Below are 18,028 nucleotides of genomic sequence, written 5' to 3' on the forward strand. Positions count from 1 at the left end.
CAGACCAAAGTGGCTGGCCCTGTCTTCAATCGGCGCTATGCTCGGGCGCGACAACAATGAGGGAGGATGCCGATGCCTACGACGATGAAGGGCCCTGGACTGTTCCTGGCGCAGTTCGCGGGCGATGCAGCGCCGTTCAATTCGCTTGCATCGATCACAAAATGGGCGGCCGGTCTCGGCTATAAGGGCGTGCAGATCCCGACCTGGGACGCGCGCTTGTTCGACCTCCAAAAGGCTGCGTCTTCCAAGGCCTATTGCGACGAGGTGAAGGGCATCTGTGCCGACGCCGGCGTTGAGATCACCGAACTATCGACGCATCTGCAGGGGCAATTGGTGGCGGTGCATCCGGCCTATGACGCGCAGTTCGACGGCTTTGCGCCGGCTTCGGTGCACAACAACCCCAAAGCGCGGCAACAATGGGCGGTCGAACAGATGCAGTTCGGGGCCAAGGCGTCGCGCAATCTCGGGCTCGACGTCTCGGTGAGCTTCAGCGGCGCGCTGGCTTTCCCCTACCTCTATCCCTGGCCACAGCGGCCGGCCGGATTGATCGAAGAGGCGTTCGCAGAACTAGGCAAGCGCTGGAAGCCGATCCTCGATGTCTACGAGGACAATGGCGTCGACGTCGGCTACGAAATCCATCCCGGCGAGGATGTGTTCGACGGGGCGACGTTCGAGATGTTCCTCGACGCGGTCGGCGGCCACAAGCGCTGCAACATCAATTACGATCCGTCGCACTTCCTGTTGCAGCAGCTCGACTATCTCGAATTCATCGACATCTACCACGAGCGCATCAAGGCCTTCCACGTCAAGGACGCCGAGTTCAATCCGACCGGGCGGCAAGGCGTTTATTCCGGCTACCAGAGCTGGACGAACCGCGCCGGCCGCTTCCGCTCGCTCGGCGACGGACAAGTGGATTTCGGCGGCATCTTCTCCAAGCTGACGCAGTACAATTATGATTCCTGGGCGGTGCTGGAGTGGGAGTGCTGCCTGAAGCATCCGGAAGATGGCGCGGCCGAAGGCGCGCCCTTCATCCAGCACCACATTATCCGGGTGACGGAGAAGGCGTTCGACGATTTCGCCGGCGGTGCCACGGATAAGAAGGTGCTGCGCGCCATGATGGGAATCTAGCGCGGGTTTTCCCTCTCCCTCGAGGGGGAGGTATCTCAGACACGAGGGAGACGACATGGTTGGTGCATCGAAGTCGGAAACGGGAGGCGGCCCGATCCGCTATGGCATGGTCGGTGGCGGGCAAGGCGCTTTCATCGGCGCGGTGCACCGGATCGCGGCGCGCATGGACAATGAGTTCGTGCTGGTCGCCGGCGCGCTGTCGTCCGATCCGGCGCGCGCCAAGGCCTCTGCCGCCGAGCTCGGGCTCGACCCTTCGCGCAGCTACGCGTCCTATGCCGAGATGGCCAAGGCCGAGGCAAAGCGCCCGGATGGCATCGAGGCGGTGGCCATCGTCACTCCGAACAATGTGCATGTGCCGGCGGCCAGGGCGTTTCTTGAAGCCGGCATCCATGTCATCTGCGACAAGCCGCTGGCGACGACGCTGGCCGAGGCAAAGAAGCTCGCGGCGATCGTCGAGAAGACCGGCAAGGTGTTCGTGCTGACCCACAATTACACCGCCTATCCGATGATCCGCCAGGCGCGCGAGATGGTGGCCAAGGGCGTGCTCGGCGACATCCGCATCGTGCAGTCGGAATATCCGCAGGACTGGCTGACGGAGGACCTTGCCGCCACCGGTCAAAAACAGGCGGCGTGGCGTTCCGACCCCAAGCAGGCCGGTGCCGGCGGCGCGCTCGGCGACATCGGCACGCATGCCTACAATCTTGCCCGCTTTGTCTCCGGGCTGGAACTCGACACGCTGTCGGCCGATCTCGACGCCTTCGTGCCGGGACGGCAGCTCGACGACAATGTCAACGTGATGCTGCGCTTCAAGCCGGTCGGCAAGACGCATGCGGCAAAAGGCATGATCTGGGCAAGCCAGGTGGCGCCCGGCCATGAGAACGGGCTGAAGCTGCGCATCTATGGTTCGAAGGGCGGGCTGGAATGGGTGCAGGCCGATCCGAACTATCTCTGGTATACGCCGTTCGGCCAGCCCAAGCAGCTGATCACCCGCAACGGTGCCGGCGCGTTGCCGGTTGCGGGCCGTGTCAGCCGCGTTCCTTCCGGCCATCCCGAAGGCTATCTCGAAGGCTTCGCCAACATCTACCAGGAGGCCGCGCGCGCCATCCGCGCCGCGCGGCGCAAGGGCGGCAAGCCTGCCAAGGACGTCGTGTTCCCGACCATTCAGGACGGCGTGGAGGGCATGGCCTTCATCGAGGCCTGCGTGAAATCGTCGAAGAAGAATGGAGCGTGGACGAAACTTTAAATTGACCTCGCGGGGGATCATTTTGGGGAGGGGCGTCGATGAAAATCGGCATGTGCATGTTCTTGTGGACGACGGCCGTATCGAAGAAGCACGAGCCATTGCTTCGCGACATCAAGGCCACCGGCTTCGACGGCGTCGAGATACCGATCTTTGCCGGTATGCCGGACGACTACAGAAAACTCGGCGAGTTGCTCGATCGCATAGGGCTTGAACGGACCGCCGTTTCAGCGATGGGCGATCCGGCGATGAACCTGATCTCGGCCGATGTGGCAACGCGCAAGGCCGGCGTCGACTACATGAAATGGGCGATCGATTGTGCAGATGCCCTCGGCGCCCGAACTTTGAGCGGCCCGCTGCATTCGACACTCGGCGCCTTTTCCGGGTCCGGGCCGACCGCGGCCGAGAGGAAACGTTCCGTCGCCTCGCAGCGCGCCATCGGCGATCATGCCGGCAAGCGGAACGTCACCATCGGGCTCGAGGCGCTCAACCGCTTCGAATGCTATCTCCTCAACACGATGGCCGACCTGTCGGAGCATATCGATGCCATCGACCGGCCGCACATCAAGGCGATGTACGACACCTTCCACGCCAATATCGAGGAGGCCGACCCGATCGGCGCCTATACGAAGCATCGCAGGAATGTCGTGCATATCCATATATCGGAGAACGATCGCGGCGTGCCGGGTCGTGGCAACATCCCCTGGAAGGAAACATTCTCGGCCATCCGCAAGAGCGGCTATGACGACTGGCTGACGATCGAGGCGTTTGGACGTTCGCTGAAGGATCTCGCGGCGGCGACCAAGGTGTGGCGCGATTTTTCCGAGAGCCCGGAAGCGGTTTATCGGGATGGATATAAGCATATCAAGAACGGGTGGAAGAAGGCCGCCTAGGTGCCTTGGTCGGGCGATAGTGACGCGAACAAGACCTGCGTCGGCGACCCTTGGCGCAAGGCGAGGCGTTGATTGCGCCTGGCCCATTTTCCAGTTGCGTTCGCGGCGGTTTCCAGGTGGTTCCCCACTCCGTCTCGGCTTCGCCGAGCCACCTGTCTCCCTCCGGAGCCCTCCGGAGGGAGAGGAAAGGGACCCGGTGGCCGGGGATAGAAAGAAGCGTCGGCCTAGAGGACAGGCGTGGGACGGCCTGGCGCCTTTCCTCTCCCCCGTCGATCGGGGGAGAGGTGTCGAGCGCAGCTCGACGGAGTGGGGGTCGACCCTTGGCGCGGCACCATACGATGCCCGTGCTTATGCGTCACAAGGTTAGCCCTGCTCGGCCTGCAACCTGTTGTAGTCGTGAATCGTCCGGCTCAGCCTGCGGCGCAGGAAATTGGAAATGTTGTCGAAGATGAAGACCACGACCAGCGTCAGCAGCACCATGTAGAAGACGTTGGCCCAGTTCGAATTGGTGCGCATCGCTTCCCACAGTTTCAGACCGATGCCGCCGGCGCCGACGGCGCCGATAATGGTTGCGCCCCTCGTGTTGGATTCCCACTGATAGAGCGTCTGGCTGATGAACACCGGCACCACTTCCGGCAGTACGCCGTAGCGCTGCACCAGAAGACGGTTGGCGCCTGTCGACACAACACCTTCGCGCGGCTTGTCATCGATGTTCTCCAGCGCCTCGGAATAGGTTTTGCCGAGCGTGCCGATCTCGGTGAAGAAGATCGCGGCGCTGCCGGCCAGCGGACCCGGTCCGAAGGCGCGCGTGAAGAACAGTGCCCAGATCAGCATATCGATGGAGCGCATGAAGTCGAAGAAGCGCTTGAGCAGCTGGTTTACCAGCCGGTTGGGGGTGATGTTGCGGGCGGCGAAGAAGGCGAGCGGGAAGGCGACGATGCCGCCGAGCGCGGTGCCGAGAAAGGCCATGACGATGGTCTGCAACAGCTTTGTCCAGACATCGCCATGCTGCCACTGCGCATTGTTCCAGATGTTGTTGCCGGCGAGCGCCAGATTGGAGGTGCCCGCTTTCAGCTCGGGGCCCGACGTGATCAGTGACACCACCTCGCCGGCGGATTTTCCGAAGAAGGGCGAGCGTGTGTCGAAGACGAAGTTCGCCCAGCCGAGAAAGCGCTTGCGGATCCTGACGCGATCGGGGGCGACGCGGACCTCGCCGGCGAAGCCCATGTCGGCGACGACCTCATCCTCATGCACGGTGACCCAGTCGGGAACAGGTCCCGAGACCAGCGGCTTGCCGCTGTCCAGCGCCACCGCCACGCTCGTCCCAGCGGCGACGATCGTTGCTCGTGCCTTGTCGAAGGTGACCGACTTCGCCGTGCCGTCGATCAGGACCGTCACCGAACCGTCGGCGTTGGTCTTGACCCAATCCGGGTGGGGATTGGGGCCGAGTACAGAAAAGCGGGGGTATTTGGCCGTTATCTGCGGCTCGTCGAGGCGGAAGATCGGCTGCACGTCGTAACTGATCCACTGGGTCAGGAACAGCGGCAGCCGCTCCCAATGCGATTCCCGCAGCACTTGCGGCAGATTGAAGAACCACAGCGCGTAGAGCAGGTAGAGCAAGATGCCGCCAAGCAGCAGCAGCGGCCCGAAACGCTTGTGGAACGGCCGGCGGAACACTTGCGGGAAGCGTTCCTCGATCGACTGGATTTCGGCGGCGGTCATGATCAGGCGCTCATCACAAAGGCCTGTTCGCCGACCAGCTTGCGGCGCAGCCAGGCGGAGAACTGGTCGACGATGAAGATGGTCGTGAACAGGAGCAGCACCAAGGCTATCGTCTTGGCGCCGAAGCCGCGCGAGATCGACAGCTTCAGCTCCTCGCCGATGCCGCCGCCGCCGACCGCGCCCATGATGGTGGAGATGCGCACGTTGATCTCGATCCTGAGCAGCGTATAGGACATGAAATTGGGCAGCACCTGCGGCAGGCCGGCAAAGCGTACCCGTTCGAACCAGTTGGCGCCGACGGCCCGCAGGCCTTCCTCGGCGCGCATGTCGATGTTCTCGTTGATCTCATAGAACAGCTTGCCCAACGCGCCGATCGAATGCAGACCGATGGCGATGATGGCGGCGATCGGACCTATCGAAACGATGGCCGCGAACAGGCCGGCGATGACGATCTCGGGAAAAGCCCGCAGCAGTTCCATGAAGCGCTTGACGACAAGCCGCAGCAGCGGATGCGGCGTCAGGTTGCGCGCCGCGATGAAGGAGAACGGCACGGCGAAGACGAAACCAATTGATGTCGAGACCAGCGCCACGTTAAGCGTGGTCAGCATCAGCTCGAAATATTCGGGGATGTAGAAGCCGCCCCAGACATAGGCGCGGCCGAGCGGAAAGTTGAATTCCTGCGTGCCGGTGTCATGCGGGGAGGCGATGTCGAACAGCGCCCGCCAGACATCGTTCCAGTCCTTGGGAACGAGCCAGCTCAGGAAATCCAGTATGTGCGGAAGCCGGTCGAAGAAGTGTCCGGCATTGGCATCGTCGGCGAACCACATGGTGCCGCCGAGTGCGACCAACAGCAGGCCGACGCCGATGGCGGTGTAGAGCCGGCGCAAGGAGGTCTGGCGACGCCAGGCGTCGGCCATCTGGTGCGTGGCGCCGGAAGGAGCTGTCAGGGAAAGGGTCATGGTCGGAGATGCAAGAAGGGCGGCGTTTTCTCGACGCCGCCCTTCCTGACTTCTGCCTTTAGCCGCCGATGGCTGCCTTACGGGCTTCGACGATGACGTTATAGAAATCCGCCTTCACCGGAACGTAGCCGGTAAAATCACCGCCTTCGACGCCTTCGAAGCAGGCCTTGTCCTTCTTGGGCAGGTCGGTGAAGAAGGCCGCCAGCTTGGCCGTCATCTCGTCGCCGAGCGCCGTGCGCACGACCAGCGGACCGTTCGGGATCAGGCCCGAGCGCCAGACCTCGACGAAGTCGTTGGGGTCGACGGCGCCCTTGGCGACTTCCTTGTGGAAGGTGCCGGAGGTGTAGCCGTCCTTGAAGTCGCCGATGCCGGAGGAATCGTCCACGGCCACGTCGACCTTGCCGTCTCGCACGGCGAGCACATTGTTCTCATGGCCGCCATTGAACTGGGTCGAGGCGAAGAAGGTCTCGTTCGACGCCCCCGTGTCCTTCGGAATCTGCGTCAGCGGGATCAGATAGCCGGAGGTCGAATCCGGATCGGCGTAGCCGAGCTTCTTGCCCTTGGCCGACTTGATGTCGGTGATGCCGGAAGACTTCAGCGCCAGGCCGATCGAATAGTAGCCGGTCGCGCCGTCGGTCTGCTGGGTGGTGAGGATCGGGGTCACCGCCTTGGGATCCTTGAGGACGACGCTGGCATAGCCGGAAGCGCCGAGTTCGGCGAAGTCGAGCGTGCCGCCGAGAAGGCCCTGGATGACACCGTCATAGTCGGCGGCCGGAAACAGCGAGACCTTCTCGAAGCCGAATTCGGCCTTCAGGTGATCGGCGAGGCACTGGTAGTTGCGCAGCCGGTCGGTTTCGTTCTCGCCGCCGAGGATGCCGACGCGGAATTCCTTCATATCGGCGGCATGCGCCGCGCCGGTGGCCATTGCGAGCACCGAAACGGCGCTGAAAACCATCTTCCTGAACATCTGATTTCTCTCCTGTAGGTTCCGGCCCCGCGCCGGCGGCGTTGGTGATTTTGACGGGTGCCCTGACGCGGGCTGGCGATCCATGTCCGCTCTCAGTAACCCGGGAACGCGGGTTCGAGCGGTCCGGCGGATGCGGCGATCTTTTGCTTGAAGGCAACGCTGGTGGAGGTGATGGCCTCGGAGATTTCGCCGCCATTGCTGTCGGCGCCATAGACGAGACGGACGGCCTCGCGGTTGAGCTCCTCCGGCGGCCCGTCGAACACGACCTTGCCCGCGGCCATGCCGATGATACGGTTGCAATAGGTACGGGCGGTGTCCAGCGTGTGCAGGTTGGTGACCACGGTGATGCCTTCGCGCAAATTGATGTCCTGCAGCGAATCCATCACCACCTTGGCGTTGAGCGGGTCGAGCGAAGCGATCGGTTCGTCGGCCAGGATCACCCGGGGCTGCTGCATCATGGCGCGGGCAATGGCGACACGCTGCTGCTGGCCGCCCGACAAGGTGCCTGCGGGCTGCAGCGCGGTACGGGCGATATCGAGCCGCTCGAGGGCGGCGACCGCCTGCGCACATTCGGTTCGCGAGAACATGCCGAAAAGGTTCGACAGGGTCGGACGATGGTTCAGCCGGCCGAGCAGCACATTGGTCAGCACGTCGAGGCGCGGCACAAGGTTGAATTGCTGGAAGATCATGGCGCAGTCGCGCTGCCAGCGCCTGAGCGGCGAACCGCGCAATTGCGAGACCTCGGCTCCGTCGAAGAAAATCGATCCATGGCTGGGATCGATGAGCCGGTTGATCATACGCAGAAGGGTCGACTTGCCGGCGCCGGAACGGCCGATGACGCCGACCATCTGACCCTGCGGGATCGAGATGCTGACATCGTTAACGGCGGTGTTCTTGCCAAATCGTCGGGTGACGCCGCGGATTTCGAGCGTGGCTGACATGGTGCGTTCCCGTCCAGTCGCGGTTGAAGGTCCTGTTGACCCTCGCTAGCGCAGCGCCATGAACCTGCGGTGTCGGATTGATGTCAGTTTTGTTACCACCCACAGCCGTGTCGTGCGCGATCAGGCCAGGACCAATCAGTTCCTCGAAGTGCTTCCATGTCCCTGAAGCTGCGGAAGGCAGGCGGCTCGAGAAGACAGCCCCCTGCCCGAACTCTGTGTAAGGGATGCGAATAGTGAGCAGCCCTATTCCATTCACCACCGTCATCCACCGTATTTTTCCAGGAAAGCTTCGGCCTCGAGCTGACGGAAATCGTCGAGTGCGGCGCGCAGCCTCGCATGGTCCCAATCCCACCAGGCAAGCGCCTGGTAGCGCTCGGCGGTGCGGCGGTCGAAGCGCTCGCGGACCGGCTTTGCCGGCACGCCGGCGACGATGGTGTAGGGAGCGACATCCTTCGATACCACCGCTCCGGCGCCGACGGCGGCGCCATCGCCGACGGTGATGCCGGGCAGGACTGTCGAGCCATGGCCAAGCCATGTGTCGTGGCCGATTGTGACGCGCCTGGCGCGGCGCTCAGCGAAAAATTCGCTCTCGTGTTCGGCATCGTCCCAATAGTCCGATGCGCGGTAGGTGAAATGGTGCAGCGTCGGCCGCCAGGTCGGGTGGTTGGTGGCGTTGATGCGCACGCTTGCCGCGATGTTGGAGAATTTGCCGATCGTCGCACACCAGACGGCGCAGTCCTGCATCATGTAGGAATAGTCGCCGAGTTCGCTTTCCGAAACCCGACAGCGGTCGGCGATTTCGGTCCACCGGCCAAGCGTCGAATTCTCCACGTCCGCCGTCGGGTGGACCAGCGGCGTCTCCGACAATTTCCTGCTCATGCGGCGAGCTTTCCCGGGGCGAAGGCGGTGACGTCGATGATGCGGTCGGCCACCGCTTCGCGCACATCATGGTCGTGGAAGATGCCGAGCAGGGCGACGCCTGCCGTTTTCTTGGCGGCGATGAGTTCGATCACCACATCGCGGTTCCTTGCGTCGAGCGAAGCGGTCGGCTCGTCGAGCAGCAGGATCGGGTGCTCGGTGATGAAGCCACGCGCGATATTGACGCGCTGCTGCTCGCCGCCGGAGAAGGTCGCCGGCGGCAATGCCCAGAGTTTTTCCGGCAGATTGAGCCGCGCCAGCAAGGCGCGCGCCTTACTTCTTGCTGTTTCGCGATCCTCGCCGCGCTCCACGAGCGGCTCGGCGATGACGTCGAGCGCCGATACGCGGGGCACGGTGCGCAGGAACTGGCTGACATAGCCGATGGTCTGGCGGCGCACGGCAAGCACGGTGCGCGGGCTGGCGCTGGCAAGGTCGATCAGCCCGTCTTCGTGCGTGACGATGATCTGGCCTTCGTCGACGGCGTAATTGCCGTAGAGCATCTTCAGGATCGAGCTCTTGCCGGCCCCGGACGGGCCGCCGAGCACGGTGCATTCACCGGCGCGGATCGAGAAGGAGACACCGGCGACGACAGGCAGTTTGATGCCGTCGCGCAGATGCATGGTGAAGCTCTTGGCGACGTCGGAAACAACGAGAGGCGTCGGCATCAGAAGGTACTCCAATCGTCATTCGTTTGCGGGCAGGCCAGAGGGGGGTGACTTGGCGCCATCGTCAAACCTGCAAAATGGAAGAAACAAGCAATTGCGTGTACGGCGCGCGCGGGTCGTCGAGCACGCGGTCGGTGAGGCCGCTTTCGACGACGCGGCCGTCCTTCATCACCATCATGCGCTGCGACAAAAGCCGCGCCACCGCGAGGTCATGGGTGACGACGATGGCGGCGAGGCCGAGATCGGTGACGAGGCCGCGCAAGAGATCGAGCAGGCGCGCCTGCACCGAGACGTCGAGGCCGCCTGTCGGTTCATCCATGAACACCAGCCGCGGGCCGGTGACGAGGTTGCGGGCAATCTGCAGGCGCTGGCGCATGCCGCCGGAAAAGGCGCGCGGGTCGTCGTCGATGCGGTCTTCCTCGATCTCGACGCGCGACAGCCAGTCGACGGCGGTGGCGCGGATCTTGCCGTAGTGGCGGTCGCCCACCGCCATCAGCCGCTCGCCGACATTGGCACCGGCCGACACCGTCATGCGCAGGCCGTCGGCCGGATTCTGGTGGACAAAGCCCCAGTCGGTGCGCATCAGGAAGCGGCGCTCGGCCTCGCTCGTGCGGTAGAGTTCGCGGAACTGGCCGTCGCGCATGCGGTAGCTGGCGGTGCCGGATGAGGGCAACAGTCGTGTCGACAGGCAGTTGAGCAAAGTCGTCTTGCCGGAGCCGGATTCGCCCACGACAGCCAGGACTTCGCCCGGCCACAGATCGAAGGTGACGTTGTCGCAGCCGACGCGCGAGCCGTAGAATTTGGAGAGCGCCGAAACGCGCAGCAAGGGTTCTTCGGTCATTGTATCTCCTTACCCTCCCCCTTGTGGGGAGGGTCGGCGCGCAGCGCCGGGGTGGGGGCTGCCGATGGGTCGCTACCCCCACCTTCGGCGCGACCTCCCCACAAGGGGGAGGTAGGGGCGCTGCGCCGCTTCTCGCAGTGGTCGGTGTCGGAGCAGACGAACATGTGGCCGCCGTGGTCGTCGAGGATGACCTCGTCGAGATAAACGTTCTCGGCGCCGCACAACGCGCAGGGCTGGTCGAAGGTCTGCACCTCGAACGGATGATCCTCGAAGTCGAGGCTGACCACATCAGTAAAGGGCGGCAGCGCGTAGATGCGCTTCTCGCGGCCGGCGCCGAACAGCTGCAAAGCCGGCGAGCGGTGCATCTTGGGATTGTCGAATTTCGGCGTCGGAGACGGGTCCATCACATAGCGGCCCTCGACCTTCACCGGATAGGCATAGGTGGTGGCGATGCGGCCGTGCTTGGCGATGTCCTCATAGAGCTTCACATGCATGAGGCCGTATTCCTCCAGCGCATGCATTTTGCGCGTTTCGGTCTCGCGTGGCTCGAGAAAGCGCAGGGGCTCGGGGATCGGTACCTGGTAGACCAGCACCTGGCCTGCGGCGAGCGGATGTTCGGGAATGCGGTGGCGGGTCTGGATGATGCTGGCGCTGGCGGTATCGGTCGTAACCGCCACATTGGCGACCTTCTTGAAAAAGGCGCGGATCGAGACCGCATTGGTGGTGTCGTCGGCGCCCTGGTCGATGACCTTCAGCACATCGTCGGGGCCGATGATCGAAGCGGTAACCTGGACGCCGCCGGTGCCCCAGCCATAGGGCATCGGCATTTCGCGCGAGGCGAACGGCACCTGATAGCCGGGAATGGCGATGCCCTTGAGGATCGCGCGGCGGATCATCCGCTTGGTCTGTTCGTCGAGATAAGCGAAGTTGTAGGCGGCGATGTCGGTCGGTTGCGCGCTCATTCCGCGGCCTCTTTCTTCTCTTCAATCTTGCCGGGATTTTCGCGGGCGCCGTACTCGGCGCGCATGCGGCGCACGAGGTCGAGTTCGGCCTGGAAGTCGACATAATGCGGCAGCTTCAGATGTTCGACGAAGCCGGTCGCCTGGACGTTGTCGGAGTGCGAGATGACGAATTCCTCGTCCTGGGCGGCGGCGACAATGTCCTCGCCGAGTTCGCTTGCACGAAGAGCGCGGTCGCAGAGTGCCATGGCCATCGCCTTGCGCTCGCTCTGGCCGAAGACCAGCCCGTAGCCGCGGGTGAATTGCGGTGGCGCCTTGGCCGAGCCCTTGAACTGATTGACCATCTGGCATTCGGTAACGCGCGCGGTACCGAGCGGCACAGCGAAAGGCAGTTCGGGCACGTCGAGCTCCAGCTCGACCTCGCCGATGCGGATCTCGCCGACGAAGGGATGGTTGCGGGCATAGCCGCGCTGCGTGGAATAGCCGAGCGCCAGCAGGAAGCCCTCGTCGCCGCGCGACAGCGCCTGCAGGCGGATGTCGCGAGCCATCGGGAACTCCAGCGGCTCGCGGGTAATGTCGCCGGGGACATGGTCCTGCGGCATGTCTCCGTCCGGCTCGATCAGCCCATCGCGAGCGAGGATCGCCGAGACGCGCGGCATTGGCTGCGCTTCCGTCTCGCGCCGCAAGGGCGCGGCGACATCGGCGCCGGCGGCAAGCTCGGGATCGAGCAGCCGGTGCGTGTAGTCGAAGGTGGGCCCAAGCAACTGGCCGCCGGGCAGGTCCTTGTAGGTCGCCGAAACGCGGCGTTCGACCAGCATGGTGGCGGTGTCGATGGCATTTGTATAGCCAAAGCGCGGCAGCGTGGTGCGGTAGGCCCGCACCAGGAAGATCGCCTCGATCATGTCGCCGCGCGCCTGCACGATAGCGAGTGCGGCGAGTTCGCGATCGTAAAGCGAGCCTTCGCTCATCACCCGGTCGACGCCGAGCGCCAGCTGTTCGACGATCTGGTCGAGGCGCAGTGCCGGTACCGAGCGGTCACCGCGCCGACGGTCAGCGAGCAGGCTGTGGGCGTTGGCGATCGCGGCTTCGCCGCCTTTTACCGCAACATACATCGCTAGGCCTCCGTCGTCTTGATGCGTGTCGTACGCGGCAGGCAGGCGAGGCTGTCATGTGCCGCCAGGATGATGTCGACGCCGCGCGGAAAGCGGTTGATGTTCTGCTTCCACTGCTCGATGAAATGACGCGGCATGCGGGCCGGCGCGATCGTCGCCGTCTTCTCGATGCCAGGACCTTCGAGCAGCAGCGGCGTGCCTGACGTGAGATCGCCTACCTGCAGGATCAATGTGGTCGAGCGGTCGGGATAGTCCTGCGTGCCTTGCGAGAAACCGTCGAGCGCCATCATCTCGGCCGGCGAGGCCACAAACGCGAAATGCGCGTCGGCCGGGGTGTTGGCCAGCGGCGCACCGCTGTGAAAGCCGAGCCAGGACATGACCGCTGCCGAGGCATGCAGGGCCGGGTCGAGCCAGAGCGGCGTGTCATTGTCGCACAATGCCAGCGCAACCGCGCCCGATGTCGCCGAAAGCGGCGCCGGCGGGCGGGCCAGGGCCGGCAAGGGTTGCACGCTGCCCGGCCGCGCCATTGCGTCCATGACGGCGCGAAACACCGTCTGGGCGTTGAACACCGGATCGGCGAACCCGCCCTCGATCGATTGCGCTGCGATATCCATCAATCTTCTCCGCGAACCATGGTGAAGAAATCCACCTTCGTTGCCGCCGTTTCGGCGCGGCGCCTTTCTCGTGCCGTGGTCAAGGCAGCCCGCAGCGGCGCGAGAAGGCCCGTTTCGACCGCCTCTCGGTGGGCGGGGTCCTGCCACAGCGCGTCGGCGATGGCCGCCAGCTTCGCCTTCTGCTTGTCGCGGCCGAGCGCATAGCAATGGCCGACCTGTCCGGACGGCAGGCGCACTGTGGCGCGGGTCACGGTGGCCTCGCCGACATTGAACGGCGCGCCGCCGCCGCCGATGCGGCCGCGCATGGTAACCAGGCCGGTCTCGGGACCGCGCAGCAGTTCGGCCTCGGCAGGCAGGCCGGATTCGTTCCAGAGGCGAACGATGTCGTCGCCGCTGGACTGCGCCAGGGTTGCCATGGCCGCCTTGCGTTCGGCCTGGTCGCGCGCTTCCTGTCCTCGCATGAGCAACACCCTTGCTTCTAATTTGTCTATTGATATAGACAACCATACGAATTATACCCATTACCTAACGCGAGTCCATGACGGGTGCGTGACAGGGGCCGGCCAGGGGCGAAACCGTGAACGGAAAACACGTGGCTGACGGTATCGAGCGGCGCAGCGGCGTCTCGTTGTGGCGCCAGATCGCCGACCGAATCCTGCAATCGATCGCTGCCGGCGATTTTGCCGAGAATGCCGCGCTGCCGCCGGAGGTGGCGCTGGCCGAGCGCTATGGCGTCAACCGTCACACGGTGCGCAGCGCCATCGCGGCGCTCGTGCAAGACGGGGTACTGCGGGCCGAGCAGGGGCGCGGCACTTTCGTGCTGTCGCGCAAGCGGCTGTCCTATCCGATCGGCGCGCGCACGCGATTTTCAACCGGCTTGCAGGGCCAGGCGTCGGAGCGGCATATCGTGCTGCTGGCCTCATCGGTCGAGCCCGCCAGCCGGCGCGTCGCCGAAGCCCTGGGCGTTGCCAGGGGATCGGATGTGATTCGCCTGGAGACGCGCGGCGAGGCCGATGGGAAGCCGGTGTCGCGCGCTTCCGGCTGGTTCGACGCCAGGCGCTTCGCCGGCATCGATGTGGCCATGGCCGAGACCGGGTCGATCACCGCATCGCTCAAGCGTTTCGGCATAGACGATTATCTCAGGCAATCGACGGTGCTGTCGGCGCGTCACGCCGATGCTTCCGACCTTGCCGACCTCGATCTGCAGCCGGGCGGCATCGTGCTGGTCACGGTGGCCGTCAACATGACGCCGGACGGCCGGCCGATCCAATTCGCCGAGGCGCGCTTCCCGGCGGAGCGGGTGGAGCTGAAACTGTCGGCGCTGTAGGCGTGTCGGCCTAACGCTGGAATCAGACCAGCCCGGTCGCGCGCACTTGTCAGCGGCTTGGCGTTTGGGGGTCGACCTGCGCGGGGGTGTGGTCAATTCGGGCCGGGTTCACGGCCTGCCATGTTATGCCCCTACCTCGATCACGGCCTTGATCAGCCCGGATTTCTCATGCGCCCAGCGGGCGAGGTCACGTGGCGTGTCGGCAAGCGTGGTGCGGTGGGTGACGAGCTTGGCCAGCGGCACCGCGCCATCGCGGATCGAAGCGGCGACGTGGTCAAAGTCGGCCCTCAAGGCATTGCGGCTGCCGACAAGCGTCATCTCGCGCTTGTGGAACTCGGGGTCGGAAAAGGCGATGTCGTCCTTCACGACGCTGACCAGCACCAATGTCCCGCCATGCGCGACATGAGCGAAGGCCGACTGCACCGAGGGGGTGTTCCCGGTGGCGTCGAAGACCACGTCGAAGCCTTCGCCTGATGTCGCTTCGCTGACCAGATCGGATGCCGCGCCGCGCGACCCGTCGAGGGTCTTGAAGCCGAGTTCATTGGCGGCGAAGCCGAGCCTTTCGCTGCTCATGTCGAGCAGCGTCACGTCGAGCCCGGCGATGCGGGCGAAGATGGCGGTGCCGAGCCCGATCGGTCCGGCGCCGATGACGAGCGTCCGTGCGCCGGGATCGGCACGCGAGCGCCGCACCGCATGGGCGCCGATGGCCAGGAACTCGACGGCCGCGGCATCGGCCAACGACAGGCCGTTGGCTGGATAGAGGTTTTGTTCCGGGATAAGGATCTGTTCGCACATGGCGCCGTCGCGATGCACGCCGAGCACTTCGATCCGGACACAGCAATTGGGTTTACCGTGCCGGCAGGCGATGCATTTGCCGCACGCCAGATAGGGATTGATGATGACCGGCTCGCCCGTGGCAAGACCAACGCCTTCGCCCGCCTCGACGATGGTCCCCGACACTTCATGGCCCATGATGCGGGGGTAGGCGAGGAAGGGATGCTTGCCCTCGAAGATGTGGTAGTCGGTGCCGCAGATGCCGACATGGCTGACCGCCACCAGCGCCCAGCCGGGAGGCGGCGAGCCAGCCGCGGGACGGTCTTCCACGACAAGGTCGCCGGGCGAACGGCAGACAACGGCTTTCATGCTTCAATCCAGTCGGTTCATGGAATCGTCGGCCGATTTTCGACCCGGCCGGCGATCGATTTTACTTGCCACCTCGGCGGCGCAGGCCGTCGAAGTAGACGATGACGATGATCAACATGCCGGTGATGACGCGCTGCCAGAACGTGTTGACGTTGAGCAGGTTGGCGCCGTTGTTGATGGTGGAGAGGATGAACGAGCCGATCAGCGGCCCGTGCACCGAACCGATAGCGCCGAACAACGACGTGCCGCCGATCACCGACGAGGCGATGGCTTGCAGCTCGTAGGTGTCGCCCTGCGTCGGATTGCCGATGCCGATGCGGGACGCGAGCAGCACGCCGACGAAAGCCGCGCACAGGCCGGACAGCACATAGGCCATGTAGATCGTGCGCGGCACGTTGACGCCGGAGAGGCGCGCGGCTTCCGCGTTCGAGCCGACGGAGAAGAGATAGCGTCCCCATCGCGTGTGGTGCAGGAAGACGTAGGAGGGCAGGGCAACCACGATTACCATCCAGAACAGATAGGGGATCCCCAACAGCGAGCCGCGCGAAAACGCCTGGAACGCGTCGCTGTTGATCGATATCGAATTGCCATTGGTCATCAGGAGACCGATGCCGCGCAGCGAGGTCATGGTCGCCAGCGTGATGATGAAGGGCGGCAGGCCCATCCTGACGATGCCGAAACCGTGGAACAGGCCGATGGCGACCCCCACCAGCAGTGTCGCCAGAACCGCGATCCAGACCGGCCAGCCGGCATTGATCAGCAGCGCGACGATGACGGTGGCGAAGCCGACGATGGCGCCGACGGAAAGGTCGATGCCGCCGGTGATGATGACGAAGGTCTGGCCGACGGCCAGGATGGCGATCAGGGAACCCTGGCGCAGCAGGTTGGTGATGTTGAGCGCCGAGGCGAAGGACGGCGTCGCGACCGCCAGGATGACCCACATCAGAAGCAGCAGGCCAAGCAGCGTCAGCCCGAACAGGGCATTGTAGTTGCGCTTCGGCTTTTCGGCAGGGATCGCCTCGGTGCTCATGTCTGTCCTCCCGTCTTTTCTTGTTTCTCGGCCAGGGCCTGGCTCAGAATGTCCTCGTGATCGGCGGTGCGGAAACCATGCGTGGCCACCAGCTTGCCGCGCCGGAACACATGCAGCGTGTCAGCCAGTTCGTAGACCTCAGGCAGGTAGGACGAGATCAGGATGATGCCCGCGCCCTTGGACAACAGCACACTGAACAGCCGGTAGATCTCGGCCTTGGTGCCGACATCGACGCCCACCGTCGGCTCGTCGAAGATGAACAGTTTGGCGCCGTGCGCCAGCCACTTGCCGATGACGATCTTCTGCTGGTTGCCGCCGGACAGGCTGGAGGCCAGCGCGCCGCGCGTCGGCGTCTTGATCCTGAGGTCGGCGATCTGCCGGTCCGCCTCGGCCTTCTCCTGCGCAGACGAGATCAGCAGATTTTTCGATATGCGCTTGTAGATCGGCAAATTGAGGTTCAATGCGACCGGCAGGTTGAGGCACAGGCCCTGGTCGCGGCGGCTTTCCGGTGCCAGCGCCATGCCGAGCTTGATGGCGTCGTGCTCGGAGTTGACCTGCACCTCCTTGCCTTCCCACAACACTTGGCCGGCCGATTTGCGGTGGCGGCCGTAGAGGGTGGTGACGAATTCGCTGCGGCCGGCTCCGATCAGGCCGTAGAGCCCGACGATCTCGCCCGCGCGCACCGACAGAGAGACATTCTCGAAACCCTTGCCGGACAGGTTCCGCGCCTCGGCGATCACGGCGCCCGGCGTGAAATGCTCCTTGTGATAGATCTGCTCGATCGAGCGGTTGATCATCAGCTTGACCAGCTCCGGCTCATTGGTCTCGGCGATGTTGCGGGTGCCGACCAGCGTGCCGTCACGCAGCACCGAGACGCGGTCGGCGAGCTCGAACACCTCCTCCATGCGATGGCTGATGTAGATGATGGTGACGCCTTCACCCTTCAGGCGGCGGATCAGCGTGAACAGCTGGTCGGCCTCTTTGCGGGTGAGGTAGGCGGTCGGCTCGTCGAAAATCAGGAATTTGGTGCCGCGCACGGTGGCTCGGGCGGCGGCGATCAGCTGCTGCTGGCCGATGGTGAGATCGCCGAGCACGACATGCGCCGGCAGGTCGAAGCCGAGACCGTCGATGATCTTCTGCGCTTCCCTGACCATGGCTCGTTGCTGGAGGATGCCGAAGCGCGAGTTCTCCTCGCCGAGGAACATGTTGGCGGCGACGGTCAGGTGGCGGCAGAGCACGACTTCCTGGTGCACGGCGTTGATGCCGAGCGCCATGGCTTCGTGCGGCGTCGCCAGGGCAGCCGGCTTGCCTTCCCACACAACCTCTCCGGAGGTGCGCGGGATGACGCCGGTCAGGAGCTTGATCAGGGTCGATTTGCCGGCACCGTTCTCGCCGACGATGGCGTGGATCTCTCCCGCCTTGAAGGCCAGGGTCACAGGCTTCAGCGCATGCGTGCCGGGATAGCGCTTTTCCAGACCCTGCAGCTCGAGGATCGTCCTGCCGGGCTCCAGCACGGGGGCCGGATGCAGTTCCTGCGCGGTCGACGTCATGGCAATCCTCCCTGTTGTT

The 18,028-nt window shown here is 64.3% G+C and carries 18 protein-coding genes; 4 read left to right on the forward strand and 14 right to left on the reverse strand.

What is annotated here, in order from left to right:
* Positions 1-72: 72 nt before the first annotated feature.
* From FJ428_RS12745 to FJ428_RS12755, 3 genes are read left to right on the forward strand one after another with little or no spacing between them, the layout of a single operon-like run.
* Entirely contained in the window at positions 73-1,128 is a 1,056-nt protein-coding gene (locus FJ428_RS12745; RefSeq protein ID WP_140513799.1) for a sugar phosphate isomerase/epimerase, read from the forward strand.
* A gap of 55 nt (positions 1,129-1,183) precedes the next feature.
* The gene (locus FJ428_RS12750) at positions 1,184-2,371 is read left to right on the forward strand and encodes a Gfo/Idh/MocA family oxidoreductase (RefSeq protein WP_140500376.1); all 1,188 of its coding nucleotides are present in this window, start codon (positions 1,184-1,186) and stop codon (positions 2,369-2,371) included.
* Between the two features lie 38 nt (positions 2,372-2,409).
* Entirely contained in the window at positions 2,410-3,261 is an 852-nt protein-coding gene (locus tag FJ428_RS12755; protein WP_140879527.1) for a sugar phosphate isomerase/epimerase, read from the forward strand.
* A gap of 363 nt (positions 3,262-3,624) precedes the next feature.
* Here FJ428_RS12755 and phnE (FJ428_RS12760) read toward each other — a convergent pair whose 3' ends face one another.
* From phnE (FJ428_RS12760) to phnG, 11 genes are all read right to left on the reverse strand, one after another.
* Positions 3,625-4,983 carry a phosphonate ABC transporter, permease protein PhnE gene (gene phnE / locus FJ428_RS12760; protein WP_140513797.1) on the reverse strand — a complete coding sequence of 453 codons (1,359 nt, stop codon included), beginning with the start codon at positions 4,981-4,983 and terminating at the stop codon, positions 3,625-3,627.
* A gap of 2 nt (positions 4,984-4,985) precedes the next feature.
* Positions 4,986-5,942, reverse strand: a complete 957-nt coding sequence (phnE, locus tag FJ428_RS12765) for a phosphonate ABC transporter, permease protein PhnE (protein WP_140558348.1) — start codon at positions 5,940-5,942, stop codon at positions 4,986-4,988.
* A gap of 58 nt (positions 5,943-6,000) precedes the next feature.
* Positions 6,001-6,909 (reverse strand): phosphonate ABC transporter substrate-binding protein, encoded by a 909-nt coding sequence (gene phnD, locus FJ428_RS12770; RefSeq protein ID WP_140500369.1) that lies wholly within the window; start codon positions 6,907-6,909, stop codon positions 6,001-6,003.
* A 92-nt stretch (positions 6,910-7,001) separates the two neighbouring features.
* A complete protein-coding gene (gene phnC / locus FJ428_RS12775) occupies positions 7,002-7,850 on the reverse strand; it encodes a phosphonate ABC transporter ATP-binding protein (protein ID WP_140500368.1) in 849 nt (282 codons plus the stop codon).
* Between the two features lie 261 nt (positions 7,851-8,111).
* Positions 8,112-8,729 (reverse strand): DapH/DapD/GlmU-related protein, encoded by a 618-nt coding sequence (locus FJ428_RS12780; protein ID WP_140522574.1) that lies wholly within the window; start codon positions 8,727-8,729, stop codon positions 8,112-8,114.
* Entirely contained in the window at positions 8,726-9,433 is a 708-nt protein-coding gene (gene phnL / locus FJ428_RS12785) for a phosphonate C-P lyase system protein PhnL (protein WP_140522572.1), read from the reverse strand. Before phnL ends, FJ428_RS12780 begins: the two co-directional genes overlap by 4 nt.
* Before the next feature lie 64 nt (positions 9,434-9,497).
* Entirely contained in the window at positions 9,498-10,274 is a 777-nt protein-coding gene (phnK, locus tag FJ428_RS12790) for a phosphonate C-P lyase system protein PhnK (RefSeq protein ID WP_140879528.1), read from the reverse strand.
* Complete coding sequence (locus FJ428_RS12795; protein ID WP_224518920.1) at positions 10,271-11,236, reverse strand: alpha-D-ribose 1-methylphosphonate 5-phosphate C-P-lyase PhnJ; 966 nt, start codon at positions 11,234-11,236, stop codon at positions 10,271-10,273. The genes phnK and FJ428_RS12795 overlap by 4 nt, the downstream gene beginning before the upstream one ends.
* Positions 11,233-12,345, reverse strand: coding sequence for a carbon-phosphorus lyase complex subunit PhnI (locus FJ428_RS12800; RefSeq protein WP_140500316.1), 1,113 nt, complete (start codon positions 12,343-12,345; stop codon positions 11,233-11,235). The genes FJ428_RS12795 and FJ428_RS12800 overlap by 4 nt, the downstream gene beginning before the upstream one ends.
* 2 nt (positions 12,346-12,347) lie before the next feature.
* Positions 12,348-12,959 (reverse strand): phosphonate C-P lyase system protein PhnH, encoded by a 612-nt coding sequence (gene phnH / locus FJ428_RS12805; RefSeq protein ID WP_140500314.1) that lies wholly within the window; start codon positions 12,957-12,959, stop codon positions 12,348-12,350.
* Entirely contained in the window at positions 12,959-13,420 is a 462-nt protein-coding gene (gene phnG / locus FJ428_RS12810; RefSeq protein ID WP_140500313.1) for a phosphonate C-P lyase system protein PhnG, read from the reverse strand. Before phnG ends, phnH begins: the two co-directional genes overlap by 1 nt.
* Positions 13,421-13,536: 116 nt before the next feature.
* On the opposite strand from phnG, the gene phnF reads away from it, so the two are divergent.
* Positions 13,537-14,286, forward strand: coding sequence for a phosphonate metabolism transcriptional regulator PhnF (gene phnF, locus FJ428_RS12815; RefSeq protein WP_140513789.1), 750 nt, complete (start codon positions 13,537-13,539; stop codon positions 14,284-14,286).
* A 123-nt stretch (positions 14,287-14,409) separates the two neighbouring features.
* Here phnF and FJ428_RS12820 read toward each other — a convergent pair whose 3' ends face one another.
* The 3 genes from FJ428_RS12820 to FJ428_RS12830 all read right to left on the reverse strand — a co-directional run bounded on the left by FJ428_RS12820 (position 14,410) and on the right by FJ428_RS12830 (position 18,009).
* Complete coding sequence (locus FJ428_RS12820; protein WP_140632884.1) at positions 14,410-15,429, reverse strand: zinc-binding alcohol dehydrogenase family protein; 1,020 nt, start codon at positions 15,427-15,429, stop codon at positions 14,410-14,412.
* Positions 15,430-15,490: 61 nt separating this feature from the next.
* Positions 15,491-16,459: an ABC transporter permease gene (locus tag FJ428_RS12825; protein ID WP_140500307.1), complete on the reverse strand. Its 969-nt coding sequence runs from the start codon at positions 16,457-16,459 to the stop codon at positions 15,491-15,493.
* Complete coding sequence (locus tag FJ428_RS12830; RefSeq protein WP_140500305.1) at positions 16,456-18,009, reverse strand: sugar ABC transporter ATP-binding protein; 1,554 nt, start codon at positions 18,007-18,009, stop codon at positions 16,456-16,458. Before FJ428_RS12830 ends, FJ428_RS12825 begins: the two co-directional genes overlap by 4 nt.
* Positions 18,010-18,028 lie beyond the last annotated feature (19 nt).

This window comes from Mesorhizobium sp. B2-8-1, assembly GCF_006440955.1.
Classification (GTDB): domain Bacteria; phylum Pseudomonadota; class Alphaproteobacteria; order Rhizobiales; family Rhizobiaceae; genus Mesorhizobium.